The 22,822-nt window shown below is 48.5% G+C and carries 13 protein-coding genes, 1 tRNA gene and 3 rRNA genes; all 17 read right to left on the reverse strand.

Annotation, left to right across the window (positions count from 1 at the left end; genetic code table 11):
* A complete protein-coding gene (ispF, locus tag HPL003_RS03995) occupies positions 1–492 on the reverse strand; it encodes a 2-C-methyl-D-erythritol 2,4-cyclodiphosphate synthase (RefSeq protein ID WP_014278332.1) in 492 nt (163 codons plus the stop codon).
* The gene (gene ispD / locus HPL003_RS04000) at positions 489–1,187 is read right to left on the reverse strand and encodes a 2-C-methyl-D-erythritol 4-phosphate cytidylyltransferase (RefSeq protein WP_014278333.1); all 699 of its coding nucleotides are present in this window, start codon (positions 1,185–1,187) and stop codon (positions 489–491) included. Before ispD ends, ispF begins: the two co-directional genes overlap by 4 nt.
* 70 nt (positions 1,188–1,257) lie before the next feature.
* Complete coding sequence (locus HPL003_RS04005; RefSeq protein WP_014278334.1) at positions 1,258–2,343, reverse strand: PIN/TRAM domain-containing protein; 1,086 nt, start codon at positions 2,341–2,343, stop codon at positions 1,258–1,260.
* Positions 2,344–2,535: 192 nt separating this feature from the next.
* Positions 2,536–3,282 (reverse strand): CDP-diacylglycerol--serine O-phosphatidyltransferase, encoded by a 747-nt coding sequence (pssA, locus tag HPL003_RS04010; RefSeq protein ID WP_014278335.1) that lies wholly within the window; start codon positions 3,280–3,282, stop codon positions 2,536–2,538.
* 54 nt (positions 3,283–3,336) lie between these two features.
* Entirely contained in the window at positions 3,337–4,413 is a 1,077-nt protein-coding gene (disA, locus tag HPL003_RS04015) for a DNA integrity scanning diadenylate cyclase DisA (protein ID WP_014278336.1), read from the reverse strand.
* Between the two features lie 12 nt (positions 4,414–4,425).
* Positions 4,426–5,799 carry a DNA repair protein RadA gene (gene radA, locus HPL003_RS04020; protein WP_014278337.1) on the reverse strand — a complete coding sequence of 458 codons (1,374 nt, stop codon included), beginning with the start codon at positions 5,797–5,799 and terminating at the stop codon, positions 4,426–4,428.
* 313 nt (positions 5,800–6,112) lie between these two features.
* The gene (gene clpC, locus HPL003_RS04025) at positions 6,113–8,557 is read right to left on the reverse strand and encodes an ATP-dependent protease ATP-binding subunit ClpC (RefSeq protein WP_014278338.1); all 2,445 of its coding nucleotides are present in this window, start codon (positions 8,555–8,557) and stop codon (positions 6,113–6,115) included.
* Positions 8,558–8,601: 44 nt separating this feature from the next.
* Positions 8,602–9,666: a protein-arginine kinase McsB gene (locus HPL003_RS04030; protein ID WP_014278339.1), complete on the reverse strand. Its 1,065-nt coding sequence runs from the start codon at positions 9,664–9,666 to the stop codon at positions 8,602–8,604.
* Between the two features lie 29 nt (positions 9,667–9,695).
* Positions 9,696–10,220: a protein-arginine kinase activator protein McsA gene (locus tag HPL003_RS04035; protein WP_043922550.1), complete on the reverse strand. Its 525-nt coding sequence runs from the start codon at positions 10,218–10,220 to the stop codon at positions 9,696–9,698.
* 70 nt (positions 10,221–10,290) lie between these two features.
* Positions 10,291–10,755, reverse strand: coding sequence for a CtsR family transcriptional regulator (locus tag HPL003_RS04040; protein ID WP_014278341.1), 465 nt, complete (start codon positions 10,753–10,755; stop codon positions 10,291–10,293).
* A gap of 570 nt (positions 10,756–11,325) precedes the next feature.
* On the reverse strand, positions 11,326–12,513 hold the full coding sequence (locus HPL003_RS04045; RefSeq protein ID WP_014278342.1) for a GNAT family N-acetyltransferase: 1,188 nt from the start codon (positions 12,511–12,513) through the stop codon (positions 11,326–11,328).
* 163 nt (positions 12,514–12,676) lie between these two features.
* A 5S ribosomal RNA gene (rrf, locus tag HPL003_RS04050) occupies positions 12,677–12,793 on the reverse strand.
* Between the two features lie 149 nt (positions 12,794–12,942).
* A 23S ribosomal RNA gene (locus HPL003_RS04055) occupies positions 12,943–15,871 on the reverse strand.
* Between the two features lie 258 nt (positions 15,872–16,129).
* Positions 16,130–16,205, reverse strand: a tRNA-Ala gene (locus tag HPL003_RS04060).
* Positions 16,206–16,356: 151 nt separating this feature from the next.
* Positions 16,357–17,914: ribosomal RNA gene (locus HPL003_RS04065) — 16S ribosomal RNA — on the reverse strand.
* The 16S, 23S and 5S rRNA genes sit together here with 1 tRNA gene alongside, the layout of an rRNA operon.
* A 447-nt stretch (positions 17,915–18,361) precedes the next feature.
* Entirely contained in the window at positions 18,362–20,377 is a 2,016-nt protein-coding gene (ligA, locus tag HPL003_RS04070) for an NAD-dependent DNA ligase LigA (RefSeq protein ID WP_014278344.1), read from the reverse strand.
* 88 nt (positions 20,378–20,465) lie between these two features.
* Positions 20,466–22,790: a DNA helicase PcrA gene (pcrA, locus tag HPL003_RS04075; RefSeq protein WP_014278345.1), complete on the reverse strand. Its 2,325-nt coding sequence runs from the start codon at positions 22,788–22,790 to the stop codon at positions 20,466–20,468.
* Positions 22,791–22,822 lie beyond the last annotated feature (32 nt).

Genomic DNA, 22,822 nt, shown 5'->3' on the forward strand with positions numbered 1-22,822 from the left:
TCAAGATGATAGTATATCCTTAACAAGACAGACAACCGATTGAGCCGCAATCCCTTCCTCCCGCCCAGCAAAGCCGAGCTGCTCTGTCGTAGTTGCCTTGACGTTCACTTGGGAAGGGTCCTTCGCTTCCAGCGCACGAGCGATGACTTCATTCATCTGCGGGATGTAAGATGCCATTTTGGGCTTTTGCGCAATAATCGTAGAATCAATATTCCCTAAGTGATATCCCCGCTCTTTGGCCATACTCCATACATGCTCCAGCAGCTTGAGACTGTCGGCATCCTTGAATTCCGGATCGTTATCTGGAAAGTGCTTCCCGATATCCCCCAGACCAAGCGCGCCCAGAATGGCATCGCTAATCGCATGCAACAACACGTCAGCATCGGAATGTCCCAGCAATCCCTTTTCATAAGGAATATTCACGCCCCCGATAATGCACGGCCTTCCTTCCACCAGCTGGTGAACGTCAAACCCTTGTCCCACTCTGATCATCTGATATCCTCTCCCTCTGTCTTTACCCATAACTCCGCCATATCCAAGTCCTCAGGCGTGGTAATTTTGATATTTTTGTAGCTGCCCTGAACGACAGTGACTGGAATCCCTAATCGCTCCACCAGCATCGAATCGTCTGTCCCCAAAAATCCTGCCTGTTCCGCTTCCTCGTAAGCCCTCAGCAGATCGGAAAGACGAAAAGTCTGTGGCGTTTGAATGCTCCACAGACTTCGGCGATCCGGCGTTGCCGTAATGATACCATCCCCGTTCACTTGCTTGACTGTATCCTTTACAGGTACTGCCGCTACAGAAGCACCGGTACGTTGGGCTGTCTCCAGACATGAGCGTACAAGCTCAGGCTGAATGAGCGGGCGCACACCATCATGAACCATCACCCAATCTGCTTGCAGGTGGCTCAGACCGCGATATACCGAATGCTGACGTTCACTGCCTCCTGCCACCACCTGTACATCCTTGCCGATTCGGTATTGGCGAATCCACTCTTGGCAGCGCTCAACATCTTCTGCCCCCGTCACCATCACCATTTCATCCACTTCGGGCATGGCTGCAAATATCTCAAGTGTATGTATGAAGATGGGCTTGTCCCGCAAAAGCAAAAATTGCTTGCTTTCAGGCGTTCCCATACGGGAGCCGCGCCCAGCCGCCACAATGACGACTCCTACCCGATTGTTCATTGAAATGACTCCTGCCTTGATCGCACTTGGACGATCCGTATGATTACACATCTACTTCATCATACCGCGTTTATTGAGCTTTTTCCAATAATTTCGGTTTGGCAAAAATCATACGGCCCGCAGAGGTCTGAAGTACACTCGTAACCAACACCTCCATCAGAGAACCGATGTAGTCACGACCGCCCTCCACAACGATCATTGTACCATCATCCAGATAGGCCACACCTTGTCCATGCTCCTTGCCGTCTTTGATAATCTGCACCATAATTTCCTCACCGGGCAGCACTACAGGCTTCACTGCATTTGCCAGATCATTAATATTCAGCACCGATACACCTTGAAGCTCGCACACCTTATTCAAGTTAAAATCGTTCGTTACCACCTTACCCTGTAGTACCTTTGCCAGCTTGACCAATTTGCTGTCGACCTCTGAAATCTCCTCAAAATCGCCTTCGTAAATCAATACATTTACATCCAACTCTTTTTGAATCTTATTCAAAATATCCAGACCTCGGCGCCCACGGTTGCGCTTGAGCAAATCCGACGAATCTGCAATATGCTGAAGCTCCTCCAGCACAAATTCGGGAATCACAATCGTTCCTTCGATAAAACCAGTCTTGCAAATATCAGCAATACGTCCGTCTATAATAACACTGGTGTCCAAAATTTTATGTTCCTCCAGCTTGCGTTCTTCCACACCCGTACCTCGACCAAAAAATCCCGAACTCCAAAATGAGGACAGCTCGTCCCGCTTTTCCAGTCCGACCATCACTCCCACATATCCACATACGATGGTAACGGCCGTTTGAATCAGTTGACCTGGTGCCCCCAGCCATGACAAGAGCGGGTAAACCGCTAAGGAAAGGATCAAGCCCACCGCTAATCCAATCGCACCTGCCATCATCTCGTTCATCGGAATTCGTACCAAACCTTCGATCCCCTGCTGTAACCGATTGGCCACAGCTGTTCCGGCAAGCGAGCATCCAGCCATAAACACCACAGCTCCCGCAATCATCCAAACAGCCATTCCCGGTAAAGAACCATCACTCAACCAATGGGGCAACCATGATACGATACCTCCTACCCGGTGGTATAACGTATAGCCGAACCACGCTCCGCACAATCCTGTAAAAGTTAAAATAGCCTTTCTCCACATCGAGTCTTTATACCTCCTTTGTTTTCTTTTCATATACCCTGTATTTAGTGGATATACATCACTCTCTTTACCAGTATGATCCAATTTTCGTCCAACTAACCCTATGTATTTGATTTTTTATGCATAAAAAAAGCATTTATCTCCATGAAGTGGTCCAAGGAAATAAATGCTTAATTGTTTTCTCGCTTAATACTAATGCTGTGAATGACGATATTGATCATCCTGTTCTTCCTGAGTGGAACGTCCCCGACCGCGCCCACGTCTACGTGACAGCTTACGGATATTGAGTTTCATGCCATACAATGCATACAGCACCAACGGCACGAAAATCAGCTTGGATAATTGATCCGGGAATTTAACCGCAAGTACAACGGCAGCAACTACAACCCATGGAGCGATCCAGATCGCCTTCTTCGGAAGGCCCACCTTTTTCAAATTCGGATATTTCATCGAGCTGACCATCAAATAAGAGACAAGCAGCATCGCAATCGACATGTATAACAGAGAAATATCATTATGGAATAAGGACAAAGTGGCTAACACACCACCTGCTGCCGGAATCGGCAAGCCTGTAAAATAACCAGGTACACCGGGACGTACATTAAAACGAGCCAAACGCAATGCTCCGCACATCGGAAAAATAGCCGTAACCGTCCAGGCCAAAGCCGAATTAGCATCATGAAAAGCAACCATGTACATAATAACTGCGGGAGCTACACCAAAAGATATCATATCTGATAAGGAGTCCAGTTCTTTACCGAATTCGCTCTGGGCATTCAACGCCCGGGCCATTCGTCCATCCAGTCCGTCCAACAGCATGGCCACAATAACCATAATAGCGGCAAGACTGTATTTTCCGTCTACGGCCAATAAAATGGCGATCATTCCGAGAAACAAGTTACCTAAGGTAAACATGTTCGGAATTGATTTGGTAATCATCTCTTCACCTCAATGTATGGATTGTTCCATTATAATCCTTTCACTGTATTACATTTACATTTGCCTGTCAATGAAAACTTGTTCCTGTAATCGTTTGAGTCCCTCTTTAATGGTACGTGCACGGACTTCTCCAATGCCATCCACTTCATCCAGTTCTTCAATCGTCGCTGTCATGACATGCGGAAAACGCCCAAACCGCTCCACCAGATTATGAATAATCACATTTGGTAGACGCGGTATTTTATTCAGCACCCGATAGCCTCGCGCCACGATATATTCCTCTGATGTCGCAGCCGAGGATGGGTACCCCAGCAAACGTACAATATGGTTCACATCCAGTAGCTCGTCGTCCGTGGAACGCTTGAGCCCCAAAATAATTCCGCGGATTTTCTCATCGCTATCGTCTTTGGCATAATCCTTATACAGCAGCCAAGCCTCTTCCTCAATATTACTAACAAGCTCATCCATCTGCATGCTAATCAAACGGCCCTCATTCCCAAGCTCATTAATAAATCGTTTGATTTCCATTTTGATACGCAGCACCATTTCGATCCGCTGGATAACATTTACGACCTCGGGCATGGTCACCAACTCTTCAAATTCAGATGCCGTCAAATTCGTTGAAGCTTGCCCCAACACAGATCTATACTTTTCCAGCGTCTGAATGGCCTGATTAGCTTTCGTTAAAATAACCCCGATTTCCTTGAGCGCATATCGCAACGTTCCCTGGTACAACGTAATAATATTACGCCGCTGAGAAATGGACACGACTAACTTGCCAGTTTGCTTGGCAACCCGCTCCGCTGTCCGGTGCCGAATTCCCGTTTCAATCGAGGAGATGGAGGAGTCAGGAATAAGTTGCGTATTTGCGTATAAAATTCGTTTCAAATCCTCACTCAGTATGATTGCGCCGTCCATCTTAGCCAGTTCATACAAATAGTTCGGCGAAAAATCACAGTTAATCGAGAAGCCGCCGTCCACGACCTCCATTACCTCCGGGCTATAGCCAACGACCAGAAGAGCGCCCGTTTTGGCGCGCAACACGTTTTCCAGTCCGTCGCGAAAGGGAGTTCCCGGTGCCACAAGCCGCAGCAAATCATTCATTTTATCCAGTTGGCTCGCTTCTTTCATTCTCATTGCCCCCTAATCTAATGCGGCTGCCAATGCATCTGCCACCGTTCCTACTCCTACAATTTGTATCCCTTTCGGATGCGTCCAGCCCTTCAGGCTCTTCTCTGGCATAATCACCCGTTTAAAACCCAGCTTCTCCGCTTCCCGCACACGCTGCTCCGCTCTGGATACAGCACGCACCTCACCCGTCAGCCCCACCTCGCCAAAAATCACATCGTACGGCTTGGTAGGCGCATCTCGAAAACTGGAAGCAATACTCACCGCTATTGCCAGGTCCACCGCTGGTTCATCCAGCTTTACGCCCCCGGCCACATTTAGATACGCATCCTGATTTTGCAAAAACATGCCCATCCGCTTTTCCAACACGGCTATAATCAATCCCATTCGATGATGGTCAATCCCTGTACCCATTCGGCGTGGAGAGGGAAAATGCGTGGTCGCAATCAGCGCTTGCAGCTCAACCAATACAGGTCGTGTTCCTTCCATACTGGCGACAACAGTCGAACCAGCCACCCCCAGCGGTCGTTCGGACAGAAACAGCTCCGAAGGATTCGACACCTCACGCAAGCCGCTTTCAGCCATTTCAAAAATACCAATTTCATTCGTAGAACCAAAGCGGTTCTTAACTGCACGCAATAGCCGATACGTATGATGACGCTCTCCTTCAAAATAAAGCACGCAATCGACCATGTGTTCCAACAGACGCGGGCCTGCAATGGCCCCTTCCTTGGTCACATGTCCTACCAGCACCGTTGCAATACCTAATCCCTTGGCAATCCGCATAAAACGGGAAGTACACTCCCGCACCTGTGCTACACTCCCCGGCGCACTCGTTACCTCAGGCAAATATACGGTCTGGATAGAGTCAATCACCAGAAACTCCGGTTTCAAGCTGTCCACCGCTTCTTCAATCGTCTCCAAATTCGTCTCACATAATACGTATAGGTTGGGGGACAAGGCACCTAGACGGTCTGCACGCAGCTTCGTCTGACGGACCGATTCCTCACCTGACACGTATAGCACCCTTAAACCAGTTAAGGCCAGCTCATTCGATGTCTGTAGCATAAGCGTAGATTTTCCAATACCCGGATCACCGCCCACCAGAACCAGTGAACCCGGCACCACGCCTCCTCCGAGCACGCGATTCAATTCGTCAATTCCCGTCAAAATTCGTGCTTCTTTGCCACTCTCCACCTCAATAATAGGGAGTGGCTTATCTTTTGTGCTATGAGTAAGAAGGGAAGAACCCATTCCTTGAGTTTTTACAACGCTTTCCGTTTCCTCCACCATGGAATTCCATGCCTGGCATCCGGGACATTTTCCATACCATTTGGGCGATTCATAACCGCACTCCGTACAGGAAAATTTAGTTTTCACTTTAGCCATACTTTGTTCCTTGGCTCCTTATTTGACAACGATCAATGTCGGATTATCTTCATACAGCCCGGATAGAGCTTAACAATAAAAGTTTACCATTGAAGCTTGGCGGACGTAAAGCGATATCACAAACTTTTCCAAAGCTCTTATCCGATCGCTCCACAGTGCTTTATACACAAAAAGGGTGCCCTCGCCATAGCTTTTCAGCCTGCGTGACACCCTTTCAAACCTCTTTTATTGGTGCTAACCTGTCATATCTCTGTCCTTTTTGGCCAGAAGCCGATGATTATTGTTAGCTTTTATTGCCTGCTCAGTACAATACTCAGGACTTCGCGGATACGTTATCCTTTTTCGTAACGGTCAATGCACCGTTCTCTTCATCAATGAAGAGAGAATCACCTTTAGTGATATTACCCGTCAGCAGTTCCTCGGACAGACGATCCTCGATATGCTTCTGGATCGCACGACGCAATGGACGCGCACCATACGCTGGATCAAAGCCTTCCTTCGCAAGGAATGCCTTAGCCTTGTCTGTCAGCTCAAAGTCCACCTCGTACTCATTCAGACGCTTACGCAGCTCTTCGGACATGAGGGACACGATTTCGGCAATGTGTTTTTCTTCGAGAGAATGGAAAACGATAATTTCATCAATCCGGTTCAAGAACTCGGGACGGAAGCTTTTCTTGAGTTCTTCCATCACTTTGCCCTTCATGTTATCATAATCCGCTCCAGCGTCCACAACAGCCGTAAAGCCGAGCGTGGAGTTGCGTTTGATCACCTGTGCACCTACATTGGATGTCAGGATGATGAGTGTGTTGCGGAAATCGACAACACGGCCTTTGGAATCTGTCAGACGTCCATCTTCCAACACTTGCAGAAGAATGTTGAACACTTCTGGATGTGCTTTTTCAATCTCATCCAGCAGTACGACGGAGTAAGGTTTACGACGTACCTTCTCAGTCAATTGACCGCCTTCTTCATATCCAACATATCCTGGAGGCGCTCCTACCAGACGGGACGTAGAATGCTTCTCCATGTATTCGGACATATCGATTCGGATAACCGCATTTTCATCTCCGAACATGGATTCAGCCAACGCGCGTGCCAGCTCGGTTTTACCAACCCCGGTTGGACCGAGGAAAATAAAGGAGCCGATTGGACGTTTCGGATCTTTCAGTCCGGCACGTGCCCGGCGAATAGCCCGGCTAACTGCCTTAACTGCTTCATCCTGCCCAATTACCCGCCCATGCAGCAACTCTTCCATGTTCAACAAGCGGTGAGTTTCTTCCTCTTTCAGCTGGCTGACCGGAACACCTGTCCAGATCGCAACGACCTGAGCAATATCCTCCGGTGTTACTTCGGAATCTGTACGTCCCTGTTGCTCTTTCCATTGGTTTTTCGTAACATCCAGCTCTTCCCGAATTTTCTGCTCTGTATCACGCAGTGCAGCCGCCTTTTCGAATTCCTGGCTTTGTACAGCCGAATCCTTTTCCTTACGAATATCTTCCAGACGATTTTCCAGCTGTTTCAGGTTTGGCGGTACCGTGTAGGAATTCAGCCTTACCTTGGAACCTGCTTCATCAATAAGATCAATTGCTTTATCCGGCAGGAAGCGGTCGGTGATATAACGATCTGACAATTTTACTGCCGCTTCAATGGCTTCATCCGTAATTTTCACACGGTGATGCGCTTCATAACGGTCACGCAGACCATACAAGATTTGAACAGCTTCTTCTGGAGAAGGCTGATCTACCGTAATCGGCTGGAAGCGACGTTCCAAAGCAGCATCCTTCTCAATATATTTGCGGTATTCGTCCAGCGTTGTCGCACCGATGCATTGCAGCTCGCCACGTGCCAGAGCAGGCTTTAAAATGTTGGAGGCATCAATTGCACCTTCAGCTCCACCAGCACCAATCAGCGTATGCAGCTCATCAATGAACAGTACGATGTTTCCTGCTTGACGAATCTCGTCCATAATCTTTTTCAAACGATCCTCAAATTCACCACGATATTTAGTGCCTGCTACCACAGAGCCCATATCGAGTGTCATTACGCGCTTGTCGCGCAACGTTTCAGGAATCTCATTGGCAATAATTTTTTGCGCCAATCCTTCGGCAATTGCTGTTTTACCTACCCCTGGCTCACCGATCAAAACAGGATTGTTCTTTGTTCGGCGGCTGAGCACCTGAATTACACGCTCAATTTCCTTGCTGCGCCCAATGACAGGGTCCAGGTTGTTTTCCTTCGCAGATGCCGTCAAATCACGTGCCAAGCTGTCTAGCGTTGGTGTGCTGACATTAGCTGGAGCACCATGATGGCTGGAAACAGCCTCGCTGCTGCCGAGCAATTGAAGCACTTGCTGACGTGCTTTGTTCAGGCTGATACCCAGGTTATTCAGTACACGTGCTGCTACACCTTCGCCTTCACGGATAAGACCGAGTAAAATATGCTCCGTACCTACATAGGTATGGCCCAACTTACGAGCTTCATCCATAGACAGCTCGATGACCTTTTTGGCGCGTGGAGTATAGGCAATGTTAGTCGGTTGTTCTTGACCGCGTCCAATCAGCGTTTCCACTTCATCCTGAATTTTTTCCAGTCCCAGCCCTAAACCAATCAAGGCTTTCGCTGCAATCCCTTCACCTTCACGAATGAGGCCGAGCAAAATGTGCTCCGTGCCAATGTTGTTGTGTCCCAATCGAACAGCTTCTTCCTGAGCCAAGGCAAGCACTTTTTGTGCGCGTTCCGTAAATCTTCCAAACATCATATATCCTGCACCTCCACAGTGTGTATTTCAGATCATTCTATATATTAAAGGGTTGTGCCTAATTTTTGCCGGATCAGCTTCGCCCGGTACATATCGCGTTCACCGGTATTCATTTTATCACCAAAGCTTTTTTGCAGAAATCCGGGTTGCGTCATCACATTCAGCTCATTCATCGCTGCGGTGGATGGACGCTCCAAAATCCCCAAGTCCACGCCAAGACGTACATCGGACAACCGCTGTGCGGCCTCCTTGGATTCCAGTACCGCTGCATATGACAAAATACCGAATGAACGCATCACCCGATCTGTAATCCGCAGCATGGACTCATTCATCAGTCGTTCCCTGGCGGAACGTTCATGCTCTATAATTTGCAGCACAACGCCATGCAGATTTTCGATAATTTCCGCTTCGGTCTGTCCCAGTGTAATCTGATTGGATACCTGAAACAGATTGCCGACCGCTTCGCTGCCTTCACCATAAATACCGCGAACGGTAAGACCTACCTGTGAAACAGCGGACAAAATGCGATTAATCTGATGAGTCATGACCAATGCGGGCAGATGCATCATTACCGAAGCTCTCATCCCTGTGCCGACATTCGTCGGACAACTGGTCAGAAAGCCTCTACGATCATCAAATGCATAATCAACATGCGCCTCAAATGCATCATCAATAACCGTAGCACGCTCCCAAGCTTCTCTAACCTGACATCCCGGATACAAGCACTGGATACGCAGATGATCCTCTTCGTTTATCATAACACTAACCGATTCGTCATCGCTAATCAAAACAGCACCGTTACGAGATTCATTCGCCAAATTAGGGCTAATCAAATGCTTCTCAACCAGTACCTGCTTGTCGATCTCATCCAACTCGGATATTTTCAGGGTATGAAAGGTACCAAAGCGGCCTAAATCATCATACTGAAGGATATCCGTCAAACGTTGAAGTGCTTCTTCCGACTGCTGGTTGGTAGCAAGTATGGGAAAAGGCAGATGCTGCAAGTTACGCGCAATTCTCACCCGGCTACTAATGACAATCTCCGAATCCGCAGCTTCACCACGCATCCAATCACTTAGCGGCTTTTCCGTAAACCGGATATTGGGCATTACGCATCCCCTCCTACTCTTCACAAACTTTACTCTTCAATCATTTCTTTTTCAAGCTTTCTGATTTGATCCCTAAGCTCAGCGGCTGATTCGAATTCTTCTTGCACAATATGCTGTTGCATCTCTTTTTTCAGATCATCAATTTGCCGTTTGACCTTCAATCTGCCTCCGGTGCGAACCGGAACCTTGCCCACATGGCTCGTACTGCCATGCACACGCTTGAACAAAGGGTCCAGACGGCTGTCAAAATATTGATAGCACGACGGGCACCCAAAGCGCCCCAGCTTACTGAACTGTGCATAGGTCATGCCACAATCCTTGCATTGCAGGTTTTGCGGACCGCTATGGCCTGGCGACTGGCTCTTTGTGCTGGATTCGAAATCCAGCATTCCCGACAACAAGCTATGAATTGAAAAGCCGTTAGGTGTACCAGGGATCATCTCCCCTTTTTCCTTCGCACACGTCTCACAAATATGAAACTCTGTCTTTTCGCCATTCACAATTTTGGTGAAATGCAAAGTTGCCGGCCGTTTATTACATTCTTGGCACAGCATAAAAGCACCTCCTTCAGCGTCAGGATTTTTGCAAATCCCTACATCCAAACCATTAATCTTCAATAACACGCTATCTGGCCACCAGTAACGAAATCAGCATAGCCTTAAGCAGCCTTGCCCGTAGCTGGTCACGATAGGGAAGTTTCAGCAATAATGTGTCCCTTGATAAAGCGGCCTTCATTAAACCAGCTTCCCTTTTGCTTAAAAAATGTGCTTCTTCCAGCTGATAAATCAGCCCTTCCGCTGCCGATTGGCTAATTTCCTCTCCAATGCTTTGATGGAGGTGTGTATGAATCGCGTGTTGTGCAGGCAGTTGAATTCGCTGAATGCGAATATAACCCCCACCACCGCGCTTACTTTCCACCACATAGCCTTTTTCCAGCGTAAAACGGGTACTGATTACATAATTAATTTGCGACGGCACGCAGGAAAAGCGGTCAGCCAAATCATTGCGCTGAATTTCCACTAAACCTTTGGGACTTTCCAGCAATATGCTCTTCAAATATTGTTCAATAATATCGGAAACATTGCGCATTTCATCATCCTCCACTAACGGAAACGCAAATATTCAGTACATTTCACGCTCCACAGAGTCCGCCGTATATTGAACTTAACCAAACGGTAAAGTCACGAATCTAAGCCTGTATCGAGGCTAATTAGCCCTTCTATCTCACTTAGAAACATCCCGTTTAGTTTCTAGTGTGACCTTTATTCGTAATAAATCATACACCTTCCCTCATTCTCATGAGATTACAGTGGACGTTTAGCTACAGATAAGGTCTGTCTTTTCATGCTGTGTTGGTGTCAATGTATTATATACGGCTAAAAACTCAGCGTATTCACACCAATCTAAAGAAGCGCGATAGGCTTCATTGACTTTGACTTTCTTTGACTATATTCACATTATAGCACAAAATATATTTTTGCCAAGGGGTCAATATCATTTTTCGCAATCTAATTATGTTTTATACAATATAAGAAAAACTCTTCCCTTTACGGAAAGAGTTTTGAAAAAACGTCGTTAAAATCCTCCACATCTCATGCAAGGCATTTAAGCCAGACTCCCTAAAGAATGAAGACTCAAGAGCATTTAAGAGCATTACAATTAGAAAAAATCCAGCAAAAATGTTTGCTTTACCGGTATTACACGTTCTAATGCAGACACAGACTCACCGCGCCCTGTAATACGACTCCACTTATACAGGTCATCAGGCCGCTGATAGCCAAGCATCAGGGTAGTCAGCGACTGGATTCCCACACTCAAGTCAGCTTCTATAGCGTCCTCGGAAGAACTGCTTGAATCCACTCTGTCCAAATGTCCTTGCCCTTCCGCGTTGACCGTCAATACCCATATTCCTTCATTCCATGGAGCATAACGATCTATCAGATTTAAGGTCAAACGTATTTCCTCTCCAATTGCCTCAAAAGGATATTTCTCCACAAAAGCAGCTGCATCTACAATGCGGCCCATAAAATAAGGCACTGTTTCCTGCTGAATGCGCGGATCATCTAGCAGAAATGGCAGATTGTCATCGGCCGGAATATAAATAAATTCACCTTGGGTTATCATCGAATCATGATTTGCAAAATAAGTCCACAACGCCCGCCGGGCCGTCTCATTAATGTATACCAGTTCGCCGCAATTCAGCTGCTTATCTTCAATTTTGTATAATGCATATCCCTGAGGATCGCCTGCTTCAGAGTAATACACTGCGGTCCGGTAGTTCTTATTTAATATCCGCTCTTGCCACCATACCTTATCTCGTACCAGCGTGCCATTATAACGCGAAGCATATGCTTGGTACACTTGTTCCAGCTCAGAAATATCTTCGACATCCCGTTTGACCGTACCTTCGGTTTTAAGCTTGGCAGGGAATTTATCGATCGGAATAATATACTTTTTATATTCTATATACGTTTCCCATCCAAATTTACGATAGAAGGCAAAGGAAAAAGGATGTAGAAAAGAAAGGCTTTGTCCCGCGACCTTCATCTCTTCAAGCGCATGTGTTAAAAGGCGTGAAACCAGACCGCCGCGCCGCTTTTCAGGCCACGTTGCCACTCCAGCAATGCCCCCCATGTCGAAAACCTGACCCTGTATGTATACCTGTAATGGTAGCAAAGTCAGTTTTGCATTCAATTCATTTCCGTCGAATATCCCCCATGTTTGTTCTGGTTTGAATTTCTTCTTCGATTTCTCTAGATCCTCCGGGGATAATATAAACTGAAAGGCATACTGAGATAACTCTATAGCAGCTTCAAATTCCTCACGTTGTAATTGTCTGATTTCCATAACTTCGTCACCTCGCTCGTATACTTGGACTTCCGCAAAAAGATCACGCCCTTAGAGTGTCGCAAAGCCTTGGCTCTCTGTCAACCTTAAGAACAAATGGTTATAGTAAAAATGCACAAAAAAGGACCACAATCTCAAGGAGATCATGGTCCTTTTTACTTTTGCTTGGCGACGTCCTACTCTCCCAGGACCCTGCGGTCCAAGTACCATCGGCGCTGGAGGGCTTAACGGTCGTGTTCGGGATGGGTACGTGTGGAACCCCTCCGCTATCGCCACCAAACATGTATTTGACTCGCAAATACTTTTTTTCAGGAATCAGCATCGCCAAATGCTGTGTGTTAGTTCTGTTCAGTATAAGCTACTTGAGCTTGTACCTTACCAAACTTACACCCTGAAAACTGGATCCGAAACTCTTTTGCGTTTTATTCTTAGGATAAGCCCTCGACCGATTAGTATTGGTCAGCTCCATGCATTACTGCACTTCCACCCCCAACCTATCTACCTCGTCGTCTTCAAGGGGTCTTACATACTGGGAAATCTCATCTTGAGGGGGGCTTCACGCTTAGATGCTTTCAGCGCTTATCCCTTCCGTACATAGCTACCCAGCGGTGCTCCTGGCGGAACAACTGGTACACCAGCGGTACGTCCATCCCGGTCCTCTCGTACTAAGGACAGCTCCTCTCAAATTTCCTACGCCCACGACAGATAGGGACCGAACTGTCTCACGACGTTCTGAACCCAGCTCGCGTACCGCTTTAATGGGCGAACAGCCCAACCCTTGGGACCTACTTCAGCCCCAGGATGCGATGAGCCGACATCGAGGTGCCAAACCTCCCCGTCGATGTGGACTCTTGGGGGAGATAAGCCTGTTATCCCCAGGGTAGCTTTTATCCGTTGAGCGATGGCCCTTCCATGCGGTACCACCGGATCACTAAGCCCGACTTTCGTCCCTGCTCGACTTGTTGGTCTCGCAGTCAAGCTCCCTTCTGCCTTTGCACTCTTCGAATGATTTCCAACCATTCTGAGGGAACCTTGGGGCGCCTCCGTTACTCTTTAGGAGGCGACCGCCCCAGTCAAACTGCCCACCTGACACTGTCCTCGTACCGGATCACGGTACCAAGTTAGAACCTAGATACGATCAGGGTGGTATCCCAAGGATGCCTCCTCTCAAGCTGGCGCTCAAGTCTCTTAGGCTCCCACCTATCCTGTACAGATCGTACCCAAATTCAATATCAAGCTGCAGTAAAGCTCCATGGGGTCTTTCCGTCTTGTCGCGGGTAACCTGCATCTTCACAGGTATTAAAATTTCACCGGATCTCTCGTTGAGACAGCGCCCAAGTCGTTACGCCATTCGTGCGGGTCAGAATTTACCTGACAAGGAATTTCGCTACCTTAGGACCGTTATAGTTACGGCCGCCGTTTACTGGGGCTTCGGTTCATAGCTTCGCCCTAAGGCTTACCACTCCCCTTAACCTTCCAGCACCGGGCAGGCGTCAGCCCGTATACTTCGCCTTGCGGCTTCGCACAGACCTGTGTTTTTGCTAAACAGTCGCTTGGGCCTTTTCACTGCGGCCCCCTCGGGCTATTCACCCTACCGAGGCACCCCTTCTCCCGAAGTTACGGGGTCATTTTGCCGAGTTCCTTAACGAGAGTTCTTCCGCGCGCCTTAGAATTCTCTTCTCGCCTACCTGTGTCGGTTTGCGGTACGGGCACCTTCTCCTGGCTAGAGGCTTTTCTTGGCAGTCTGAGATCATGACCTTCGCTACTACAATTTTCGCTCCCCATCACAGCCCAGCCTTAACGATGTGCGGATTTGCCTACACATCAGCCTCACTGCTTAGACGGACATCCATCAGTCCGCGTCACTACCCTACTGCGTCACCCCATCGCTCATAGCGGATTACGGTGGTACAGGAATTTCGACCTGTTGTCCTTCGACTACGCCTTTCGGCCTCGCCTTAGGTCCCGACTTACCCTGAGCGGACGAACCTTCCTCAGGAACCCTTAGGCTTTCGGCGGATCTGATTCTCACAGATCTTTTCGTTACTCATACCGGCATTCTCACTTGAATGCAGTCCAGCGCTCCTTCCGGTACACCTTCAACCCGCATTCAACGCTCCCCTACCCCTGATACCTAAGTATCAAGCCATAGCTTCGGTGGCGTGTTTAGCCCCGTTACATTTTCGGCGCAGAGTCACTCGACCAGTGAGCTATTACGCACTCTTTCAATGGTGGCTGCTTCTAAGCCAACATCCTGGTTGTCTGTGCAACTCCACATCCTTTCCCACTTAACACACACTTGGGGACCTTAGCTGATGGTCTGGGCTGTTTCCCTTTCGACAATGGATCTTAGCACTCACTGTCTGACTCCCGGAACCAAGTCTATGGCATTCGGAGTTTGACTGAGCTTGGTAACCCTTGCGGGCCCCGCACCCAATCAGTGCTCTACCTCCACGACTCTTATTCCGAGGCTAGCCCTAAAGCTATTTCGGGGAGAACCAGCTATCTCCGGGTTCGATTGGAATTTCTCCGCTACCCCCACCTCATCCCCGCATTTTTCAACATGCGTGGGTTCGGGCCTCCAGTGCGTGTTACCGCACCTTCACCCTGGACAGGGGTAGATCACCCGGTTTCGGGTCTACGTCCACGTACTCAAGATCGCCCTATTCAGACTCGCTTTCGCTGCGGCTTCAGCTCTTCACCTTAACCTTGCACGGGAACGTAACTCGCCGGTTCATTCTACAAAAGGCACGCCATCACCCCTAAAATGGGCTCTGACTTCTTGTAAGCACACGGTTTCAGGATCTATTTCACTCCCCTTCCGGGGTGCTTTTCACCTTTCCCTCACGGTACTGCTTCACTATCGGTCGCCAGGGAGTATTTAGCCTTGGCAGATGGTCCTGCCGGATTCATACGGGGTTTCACGTGCCCCGCACTACTCGGGATCCGTCTCGGAGGGAACGGGTTTTGAACTACAGGGCTTTTACCTTCTCTGGCGGGCCTTTCCAGACCTCTTCATCTAACCGGTTCCTTTGTAACTCCATGTGAGACGTCCCACAACCCCAAGGAGCAAGCTCCTTGGTTTGGGCTAATCCGCGTTCGCTCGCCGCTACTGACGGAATCACTATTGTTTTCTCTTCCTCAGGGTACTTAGATGTTTCAGTTCCCCTGGTATGCCTCTATTCTGCCTATGTATTCAGCAGAAAGTGACTGTCGATGAAGACAGCCGGGTTTCCCCATTCGGACATCCCCGGATCAAAGCTTGCTTACAGCTCCCCGAGGCTTTATCGTTGTTCGCCACGTCCTTCGTCGGCTCCTGGCGCCTAGGCATCCTCCGTGTGCTCTTTGTAGCTTAACCTAGCATTTACAAAGTAAATGCGATTTGATTTGGATTTCGGTTCATCACCGAAGTGTGAATGAAATTCAAAACAGCTACCTTTATTTCACTTGTTTGCACAAGATCAGCGTAAAGGAATATTCTAAAACGCAATTTCGTTTCGGTATCCAGTTTTCAAGGTGCAATCCAGTTTCATCGAAACTGTAGCCTGTGTGATTATCAGCCAAACTCCGAAGAGTTGAAGATCATCATACAGTTTTTTTTTGATGAAGTTGTAATTGGTGGAGCCAAGCGGGATCGAACCGCTGACCTCCTGCTTGCAAGGCAGGCGCTCTCCCAGCTGAGCTATGGCCCCTCACAAGTTCCATCAAAACTGAACAAATGGGATGATGATGGAATTCATTTTCATTCACACAAAATGTGTAGAGCTAATAACAAATTCCAGTCGCAGACCTAATAGATCCACTTATTTGAATGTTTCCATTGCAGGAAACGATTCTCCATAGAAAGGAGGTGATCCAGCCGCACCTTCCGATACGGCTACCTTGTTACGACTTCACCCCAATCATCTACCCCACCTTCGGCGGCTGGCTCCCTTGCGGGTTACCCCACCGACTTCGGGTGTTGTAAACTCTCGTGGTGTGACGGGCGGTGTGTACAAGACCCGGGAACGTATTCACCGCGGCATGCTGATCCGCGATTACTAGCAATTCCGACTTCATGCAGGCGAGTTGCAGCCTGCAATCCGAACTGAGACCGGCTTTTCTAGGATTTGCTTCAGATCGCTCTTTCGCTTCCCGTTGTACCGGCCATTGTAGTACGTGTGTAGCCCAGGTCATAAGGGGCATGATGATTTGACGTCATCCCCACCTTCCTCCGGTTTGTCACCGGCAGTCTGCTTAGAGTGCCCAGCTTGACCTGCTGGCAACTAAGCATAAGGGTTGCGCTCGTTGCGGGACTTAACCCAACATCTCACGACACGAGCTGACGACAACCATGCACCACCTGTCTCCTCTGTCCCGAAGGAAAGATCTATCTCTAGACCGATCAGAGGGATGTCAAGACCTGGTAAGGTTCTTCGCGTTGCTTCGAATTAAACCACATACTCCACTGCTTGTGCGGGTCCCCGTCAATTCCTTTGAGTTTCAGTCTTGCGACCGTACTCCCCAGGCGGAATGCTTAATGTGTTAACTTCGGCACCAAGGGTATCGAAACCCCTAACACCTAGCATTCATCGTTTACGGCGTGGACTACCAGGGTATCTAATCCTGTTTGCTCCCCACGCTTTCGCGCCTCAGCGTCAGTTACAGCCCAGAAAGTCGCCTTCGCCACTGGTGTTCCTCCACATATCTACGCATTTCACCGCTACACGTGGAATTCCACTCTCCTCTTCTGCACTCAAGCTCCCCAGTTTCCAGTGCGACCCGAAGTTGAGCCTCGGGATTAAACACCAGACTTAAAGAGCCGCCTGCGCGCGCTTTACGCCCAATAATTCCGGACAACGCTTGCCCCCTACGTATTACCGCGGCTGCTGGCACGTAGTTAGCCGGGGCTTTCTTCTCAGGTACCGTCACTCTTATAGCAGTTACTCTACAAGACGTTCTTCCCTGGCAACAGAGCTTTACGATCCGAAAACCTTCATCACTCACGCGGCGTTGCTCCGTCAGGCTTTCGCCCATTGCGGAAGATTCCCTACTGCTGCCTCCCGTAGGAGTCTGGGCCGTGTCTCAGTCCCAGTGTGGCCGATCACCCTCTCAGGTCGGCTACGCATCGTCGCCTTGGTAGGCCTTCACCCCACCAACTAGCTAATGCGCCGCAGGCCCATCCATCAGTGACAGATTGCTCCGTCTTTCCTCCTCTCCCCATGCAGGGAAAGGATGTATCCGGTATTAGCTACCGTTTCCGGTAGTTATCCCAGTCTGATGGGCAGGTTGCCTACGTGTTACTCACCCGTCCGCCGCTAGGTTAGGTTAAAAGCAAGCTTTTAACCTAACCCCGCTCGACTTGCATGTATTAGGCACGCCGCCAGCGTTCGTCCTGAGCCAGGATCAAACTCTCCATTAAAGACGTTACTACGTAACGCCATCCTGTTCCACCTTCATCCACTCAATTGAGATGAACCAAACATGAAACAGCATAGAAAGAGCGATTCGCTCATTTTTAATGCTAGCGATTCTTCTTTATATAAAGAAGAAATCTTTATTTTCATCATCCATTTGTTCAGTTTTCAAAGAACTTGTCTGTCCTCGTTTTTCCAACGAGCCAGGAATTAGATCATATCATATTGGTTGCTTTCTTGTCAAATCTTTTTTTGATTTTCTTTTTAGCATCCTCCGCTTCGAGAAATGTTATTCTCAAAGCAACGTCTAATAATGTAACATGCCTAAAGTTATTTAGCAAGTATTTTTTTAATTTCCTTTTTCCGTAGCTATTATACCTCCTATCTATACAGTAGATAACTAAAACAGCCACCCTGTACTAAACGGAATGGCTGTGCTCATTGCAAACTAATTATTCTTGTTCCAGCAGTCTGATGAATTCATCCTCATCTTCTATGGTATCAATTCCAAGCTGTTGGGCCTTGGCTAGTTTACTGCCCGCCTTTTCACCAGCTATGACTAGATCCGTCTTTTTCGATACAGACCCGGTCACATGGGCGCCCAGTGCCTCCAGCTTGGCAGCAGCTTCATCACGCGTAAGTTGATGCAGGGTACCTGTAAGTACAACCGTTTTGCCACTGAAAAAGCTGTCTGTCTTCTTCTCCTGTGGGGCTTCGGGGGCCTGAGCCTCTACCCCTAGGGATAACATCTTTTCAATCCCCGCTTGGGTAAATGGATCAGCAAAGAAGGCAACAATGCTTTCAGCTACAATCCCGCCTACATCCGGCAATTCTATCAATTCCTCCACCGTAGCGGACATGACCTTGTGTAAATCACGGTAATGATCAGCCAACATGCGTGTAGTCGCTTTACCGGTATTCGGTATACCGAGGGCATAAAGGAATGAAGCCAAATCCCTTTCTTTACTCTTCTCAAGCGCTGCCAGAAGGTTATTGGCTTTTTTCTCACCAAATCGCTCCAGCTTCACAAGATCATCAAAATGGAGTTTATACAGATCCGCAGGCTCGCGCACTTCCAGTTCGTCATGCAACTGGATTGCCGTTTTGTCGCTGAAGGTTTCAATATCCATGGCATCACGTGACGCAAAGTGAGAAATACGAGCCACAATCTGCGGCTTACAGCCCAGCTTATTATCGCAGAATAAATGAGCCCCTCGCTGCTGCAACGGGAATCCACAGGCTGGGCAATGATCCGGTACGATAATTTCCTCTCCGTCATCCTCAGACGTAACTTTTCCCAAAATTTCTGGAATGACATCATTCGAGCGGCGGATAAACACGCGAGCGCCCAAAGCGAACTTCAGATTTTTCCGTTCGATATCCCCAGCGTTGTTCAGTGTACAATTTTGTACGGTTACTCCCGCCAGCTCTACTGGTTCTACCCGTGCCAGTGGAGTAATTTTACCCGTGCGACCTACATTCCACTCAACAGAGTTGAGCACCGTGGTCGTTTCCTCCGCCTCGAACTTATACGCCACCGCCCAGCGCGGAAATTTATCGGTGTAACCTAGAACCTCACGCGTGCGCATATCTGTAATTTTCAGTACCGCCCCATCAATGAGATAATCCAGGCCGGCACGAGAGTTTTCAATATCAGCCAGTTGCTCCATGGCATCATCAAAATCGTCGAAGTAAGTCAGATATGGATTCACCTTAAAATGATTGTCACGCAGAAAAGCCATCATCTCCTGGTGACTACTAAACTGGATACGGTCCCCGTACCCCACATTGTAGAAAAATGCATTCAGCCGCCGCTCTGCTGTCGTTTTGGGATTCAAATTACGTAGAGCGCCAGCTGCGGCGTTGCGTGCATTTTTGAGAGGGTCCACAGCGGTCTCATTATACTTCGCCAACACAGACAGATTCATAATCCCTTCTCCCTGCACTTCAATGGTCCCATCCTGAAAAGGAATCGTAAGCGGCACGGATTTAATCGTCTTCACCTGTGCCAGTATTCCCTCGCCCACCACGCCATTACCGCGTGTAGAAGCCTGTACCAGCTTCCCGTCGGTATAAGTCAGGTTCAGCGTCAGTCCATCAAATTTAAGCTCTATCGCATATCCTGGAGGCGGTAAAGGCTGCTCCGGGTTCTTGGTGTTGTAATCGTTGACCAGCTTCACGACACGTGCGTTCCAGGCACGCAGCTGCTCTATATTCTGTGCTTTATCCAAGCTCCATAACGGGGCGAGATGGCGATGCGGTGTGAAGCCTTTGAGTAACTCCCCGCCCACACGCTGTGTCGGCGAATCCGGTAGCACAAGACCGCTCGTCTGTTCAAGCGCTACCAGCTCGTCATACAGCACATCATATTCTTTGTCGCTGATCTTGGGCTCATCCAGTGTGTAATAATGATAATTATATGTGTTTAGCTCAGCAACAAGCTGCTCCATCCTGTGCATTGGGTTCATGCAGGCGTATCCCTCCGGGAACTTCATCAGGGCAGAGGCCTAGGCCACTCTGCCGCTGTGAGGTTCGAGATTTAATGATGTTTGAGATTTATTCTACTTTTGTAATAGGTGCAAAGCCAGCCAGCAGGCGTTTAACCCCGACCGGAGCCGGGAAAGCGATCTGAAGCTCCATATCATTGCCTGTACCTTTGACAGCCACAATGGTTCCAATTCCCCATTTACCATGCTGTACCTTGTCTCCGGCCGCAAAAATGGAGGGGCCTCCTGCCGAAGCAGCCGGAGTTGGTTTCGCAGATGAAGATGTCGTTACGGTTACGCGCGGCGACGCGGAAGCGGACGAACCACTGCGACTCATTGTATCAAAGGAACGCTCTCCACCAAAGTTACTGCCACTGCTTTTACCCAGTCCACGCCCGCCATAAGAGCCTCCTACATTTCCTGAACGACGGTAGCGATCCTTTTTGATGATCGTATCCTCTTTTAACTCATCCGGAATTTCTTCGAGAAAGCGCGACGGCGGATTAGCAGTGGTACGACCAAACAGAGTACGCATTTGTGCGCATGTAAGGAACAGTTGCTCTTCTGCACGGGTAATCCCGACATACGCCAACCTGCGCTCTTCCTCCAGCTCTTCATTATCCAAAAAGGCCCGACTGTGAGGGAATACCCCCTCCTCCATACCGACAATAAATACGATTGGGAACTCCAGTCCTTTTGCGCTATGCATGGTCATCAATACAACTGCATCGCTTTGTTCCTCTTCATCGTCATTCATGGAATCTATATCCGCAATAAGAGCAAGGTCGGTCAGGAAGGAGACCAGCGATTTGTCCTCCGCTCCTTTTTCAAATTCCATCGTTACCGACAGAAACTCATCAATATTCTCCAGACGTGAGCGTGATTCGAGCGTATTCTCGTTTTGCAGCTCCAGTCGATACTGGGTGGTTTCCAGCATTTTTTCTGTTAACTCGGTAACCGACAGATAGTCTACCATCCGACTCAAACCTTCGATCATATCGTAAAACTCGACAAGCGCATTGCGCGTACGTCCGGCAAAGCCCAAATCATCTACCACCTGCAACACGCGGAAAATAGAAACTCCACGCTCCGCTGCGGCTGCTTGCAATTTTCCGACCGTTGTATCCCCAATACTCCGTTTTGGCACATTAATGATTCGGATCAAGCTGATATCATCATCAGGGTTGGAGAGCAGGCGAAGGTACGCCAGCAAGTCCTTAATCTCTTTGCGATCATAGAACTTGATGCCGCCAACGATCTGGTACGGAATATCCGATTTGATCAAAATTTCCTCGACAACCCGTGACTGAGCATTGGTACGGTACAAAATAGCATGATGGCTATAGGTTTTGCCTGCATTGATATTTTTATGAATTTCCGAGGCGATAAAATAGCCCTCATCATGCTCCGAGTCAGCCCGGTAAACTTTAATCTTGGCTCCGCCTTCTTTGTCAGTCCATAGCTTCTTCGGCTTGCGGCCCGTATTTTGCCCAATCACTTCATTGGCGGCATTCAGAATATTCGAGGTTGACCGATAGTTTTGCTCCAGCAAAATGGTACGTGCTTCCGGGTAGTCCTCTTCAAAGTTCAAAATGTTGCTGATATCCGCCCCACGCCAACGGTAAATCGACTGATCGCTGTCACCTACTACGCAAATCCGGTGATGCTTGTCAGCTAGCATTTTACACAGCATGTACTGCGCACGGTTCGTATCCTGATATTCATCGACATGAATGTATTGGAATTTCTTCTGATAGAAATCCAGTACCTCAGGTACTTCTTTAAATAGTTGAATCGTTGCCATAATCAGATCATCAAAATCCAGCGAGTTGTTGTTTTTGAGACGTTGTTGGTATTTGGTATATACCTTCGCCACAATTCCCTCAAAATAATCGCCAATCTTGCGCTCATACATTTCAGGAGTGACCAGTTCATTTTTAGCCGTACTCATCATGGACTGAACGGCTTTGGGTTCGAACTTTTTGGTGTCTATGTTCAGATCCTTCATACAGCTCCGAATGACAGACAGCTGATCTGTAGAATCGAGAATACTGAAATTGGAGGTAAATCCGATCCGCTCGATATCCCGACGCAAAATACGCACACACATGGAGTGAAAGGTGGATACCCACACATCTCTTCCCTGCGGGCCAATCAGCTTGGATACGCGATCCTGCATTTCACGCGCGGCCTTGTTCGTAAAGGTAATCGCCAAAATGCCCCATGGAGCCGTCTTACGGGTCGCAATGAGGTAGGCAATCCGGTGCGTGAGCACTCGGGTCTTTCCACTACCTGCGCCAGCCATAATCAGCAACGGTCCGTCTATCGCCTCCACTGCCTGACGCTGAGGCGGATTGAGGCGGGCTACAGCCTCGTGTATATCTATTGATTGCATGCGTGCATGCTCCTTTCTACAAGCTTCCATAA

Origin of the sequence: Paenibacillus terrae HPL-003 (genome assembly GCF_000235585.1) — a bacterium.
Classification (GTDB): domain Bacteria; phylum Bacillota; class Bacilli; order Paenibacillales; family Paenibacillaceae; genus Paenibacillus; species Paenibacillus terrae_B.

What these genes read in the sequence shown, in the direction of transcription:
- ispF (WP_014278332.1), bottom strand. Translation starts at nt 492, where the DNA reads ATGATCAGAGTGGGACAAGGGTTTGACGTTCACCAGCTGGTGGAAGGA.
- ispD (WP_014278333.1), bottom strand. Translation starts at nt 1,187, where the DNA reads ATGAACAATCGGGTAGGAGTCGTCATTGTGGCGGCTGGGCGCGGCTCC.
- HPL003_RS04005 (WP_014278334.1), bottom strand. Translation starts at nt 2,343, where the DNA reads ATGTGGAGAAAGGCTATTTTAACTTTTACAGGATTGTGCGGAGCGTGG.
- pssA (WP_014278335.1), bottom strand. Translation starts at nt 3,282, where the DNA reads ATGATTACCAAATCAATTCCGAACATGTTTACCTTAGGTAACTTGTTT.
- disA (WP_014278336.1), bottom strand. Translation starts at nt 4,413, where the DNA reads ATGAAAGAAGCGAGCCAACTGGATAAAATGAATGATTTGCTGCGGCTT.
- radA (WP_014278337.1), bottom strand. Translation starts at nt 5,799, where the DNA reads ATGGCTAAAGTGAAAACTAAATTTTCCTGTACGGAGTGCGGTTATGAA.
- clpC (WP_014278338.1), bottom strand. Translation starts at nt 8,557, where the DNA reads ATGATGTTTGGAAGATTTACGGAACGCGCACAAAAAGTGCTTGCCTTG.
- HPL003_RS04030 (WP_014278339.1), bottom strand. Translation starts at nt 9,666, where the DNA reads ATGCCCAATATCCGGTTTACGGAAAAGCCGCTAAGTGATTGGATGCGT.
- HPL003_RS04035 (WP_043922550.1), bottom strand. Translation starts at nt 10,220, where the DNA reads ATGCTGTGCCAAGAATGTAATAAACGGCCGGCAACTTTGCATTTCACC.
- HPL003_RS04040 (WP_014278341.1), bottom strand. Translation starts at nt 10,755, where the DNA reads ATGCGCAATGTTTCCGATATTATTGAACAATATTTGAAGAGCATATTG.
- HPL003_RS04045 (WP_014278342.1), bottom strand. Translation starts at nt 12,513, where the DNA reads ATGGAAATCAGACAATTACAACGTGAGGAATTTGAAGCTGCTATAGAG.
- ligA (WP_014278344.1), bottom strand. Translation starts at nt 20,377, where the DNA reads ATGAACCCAATGCACAGGATGGAGCAGCTTGTTGCTGAGCTAAACACA.
- pcrA (WP_014278345.1), bottom strand. Translation starts at nt 22,790, where the DNA reads ATGCAATCAATAGATATACACGAGGCTGTAGCCCGCCTCAATCCGCCT.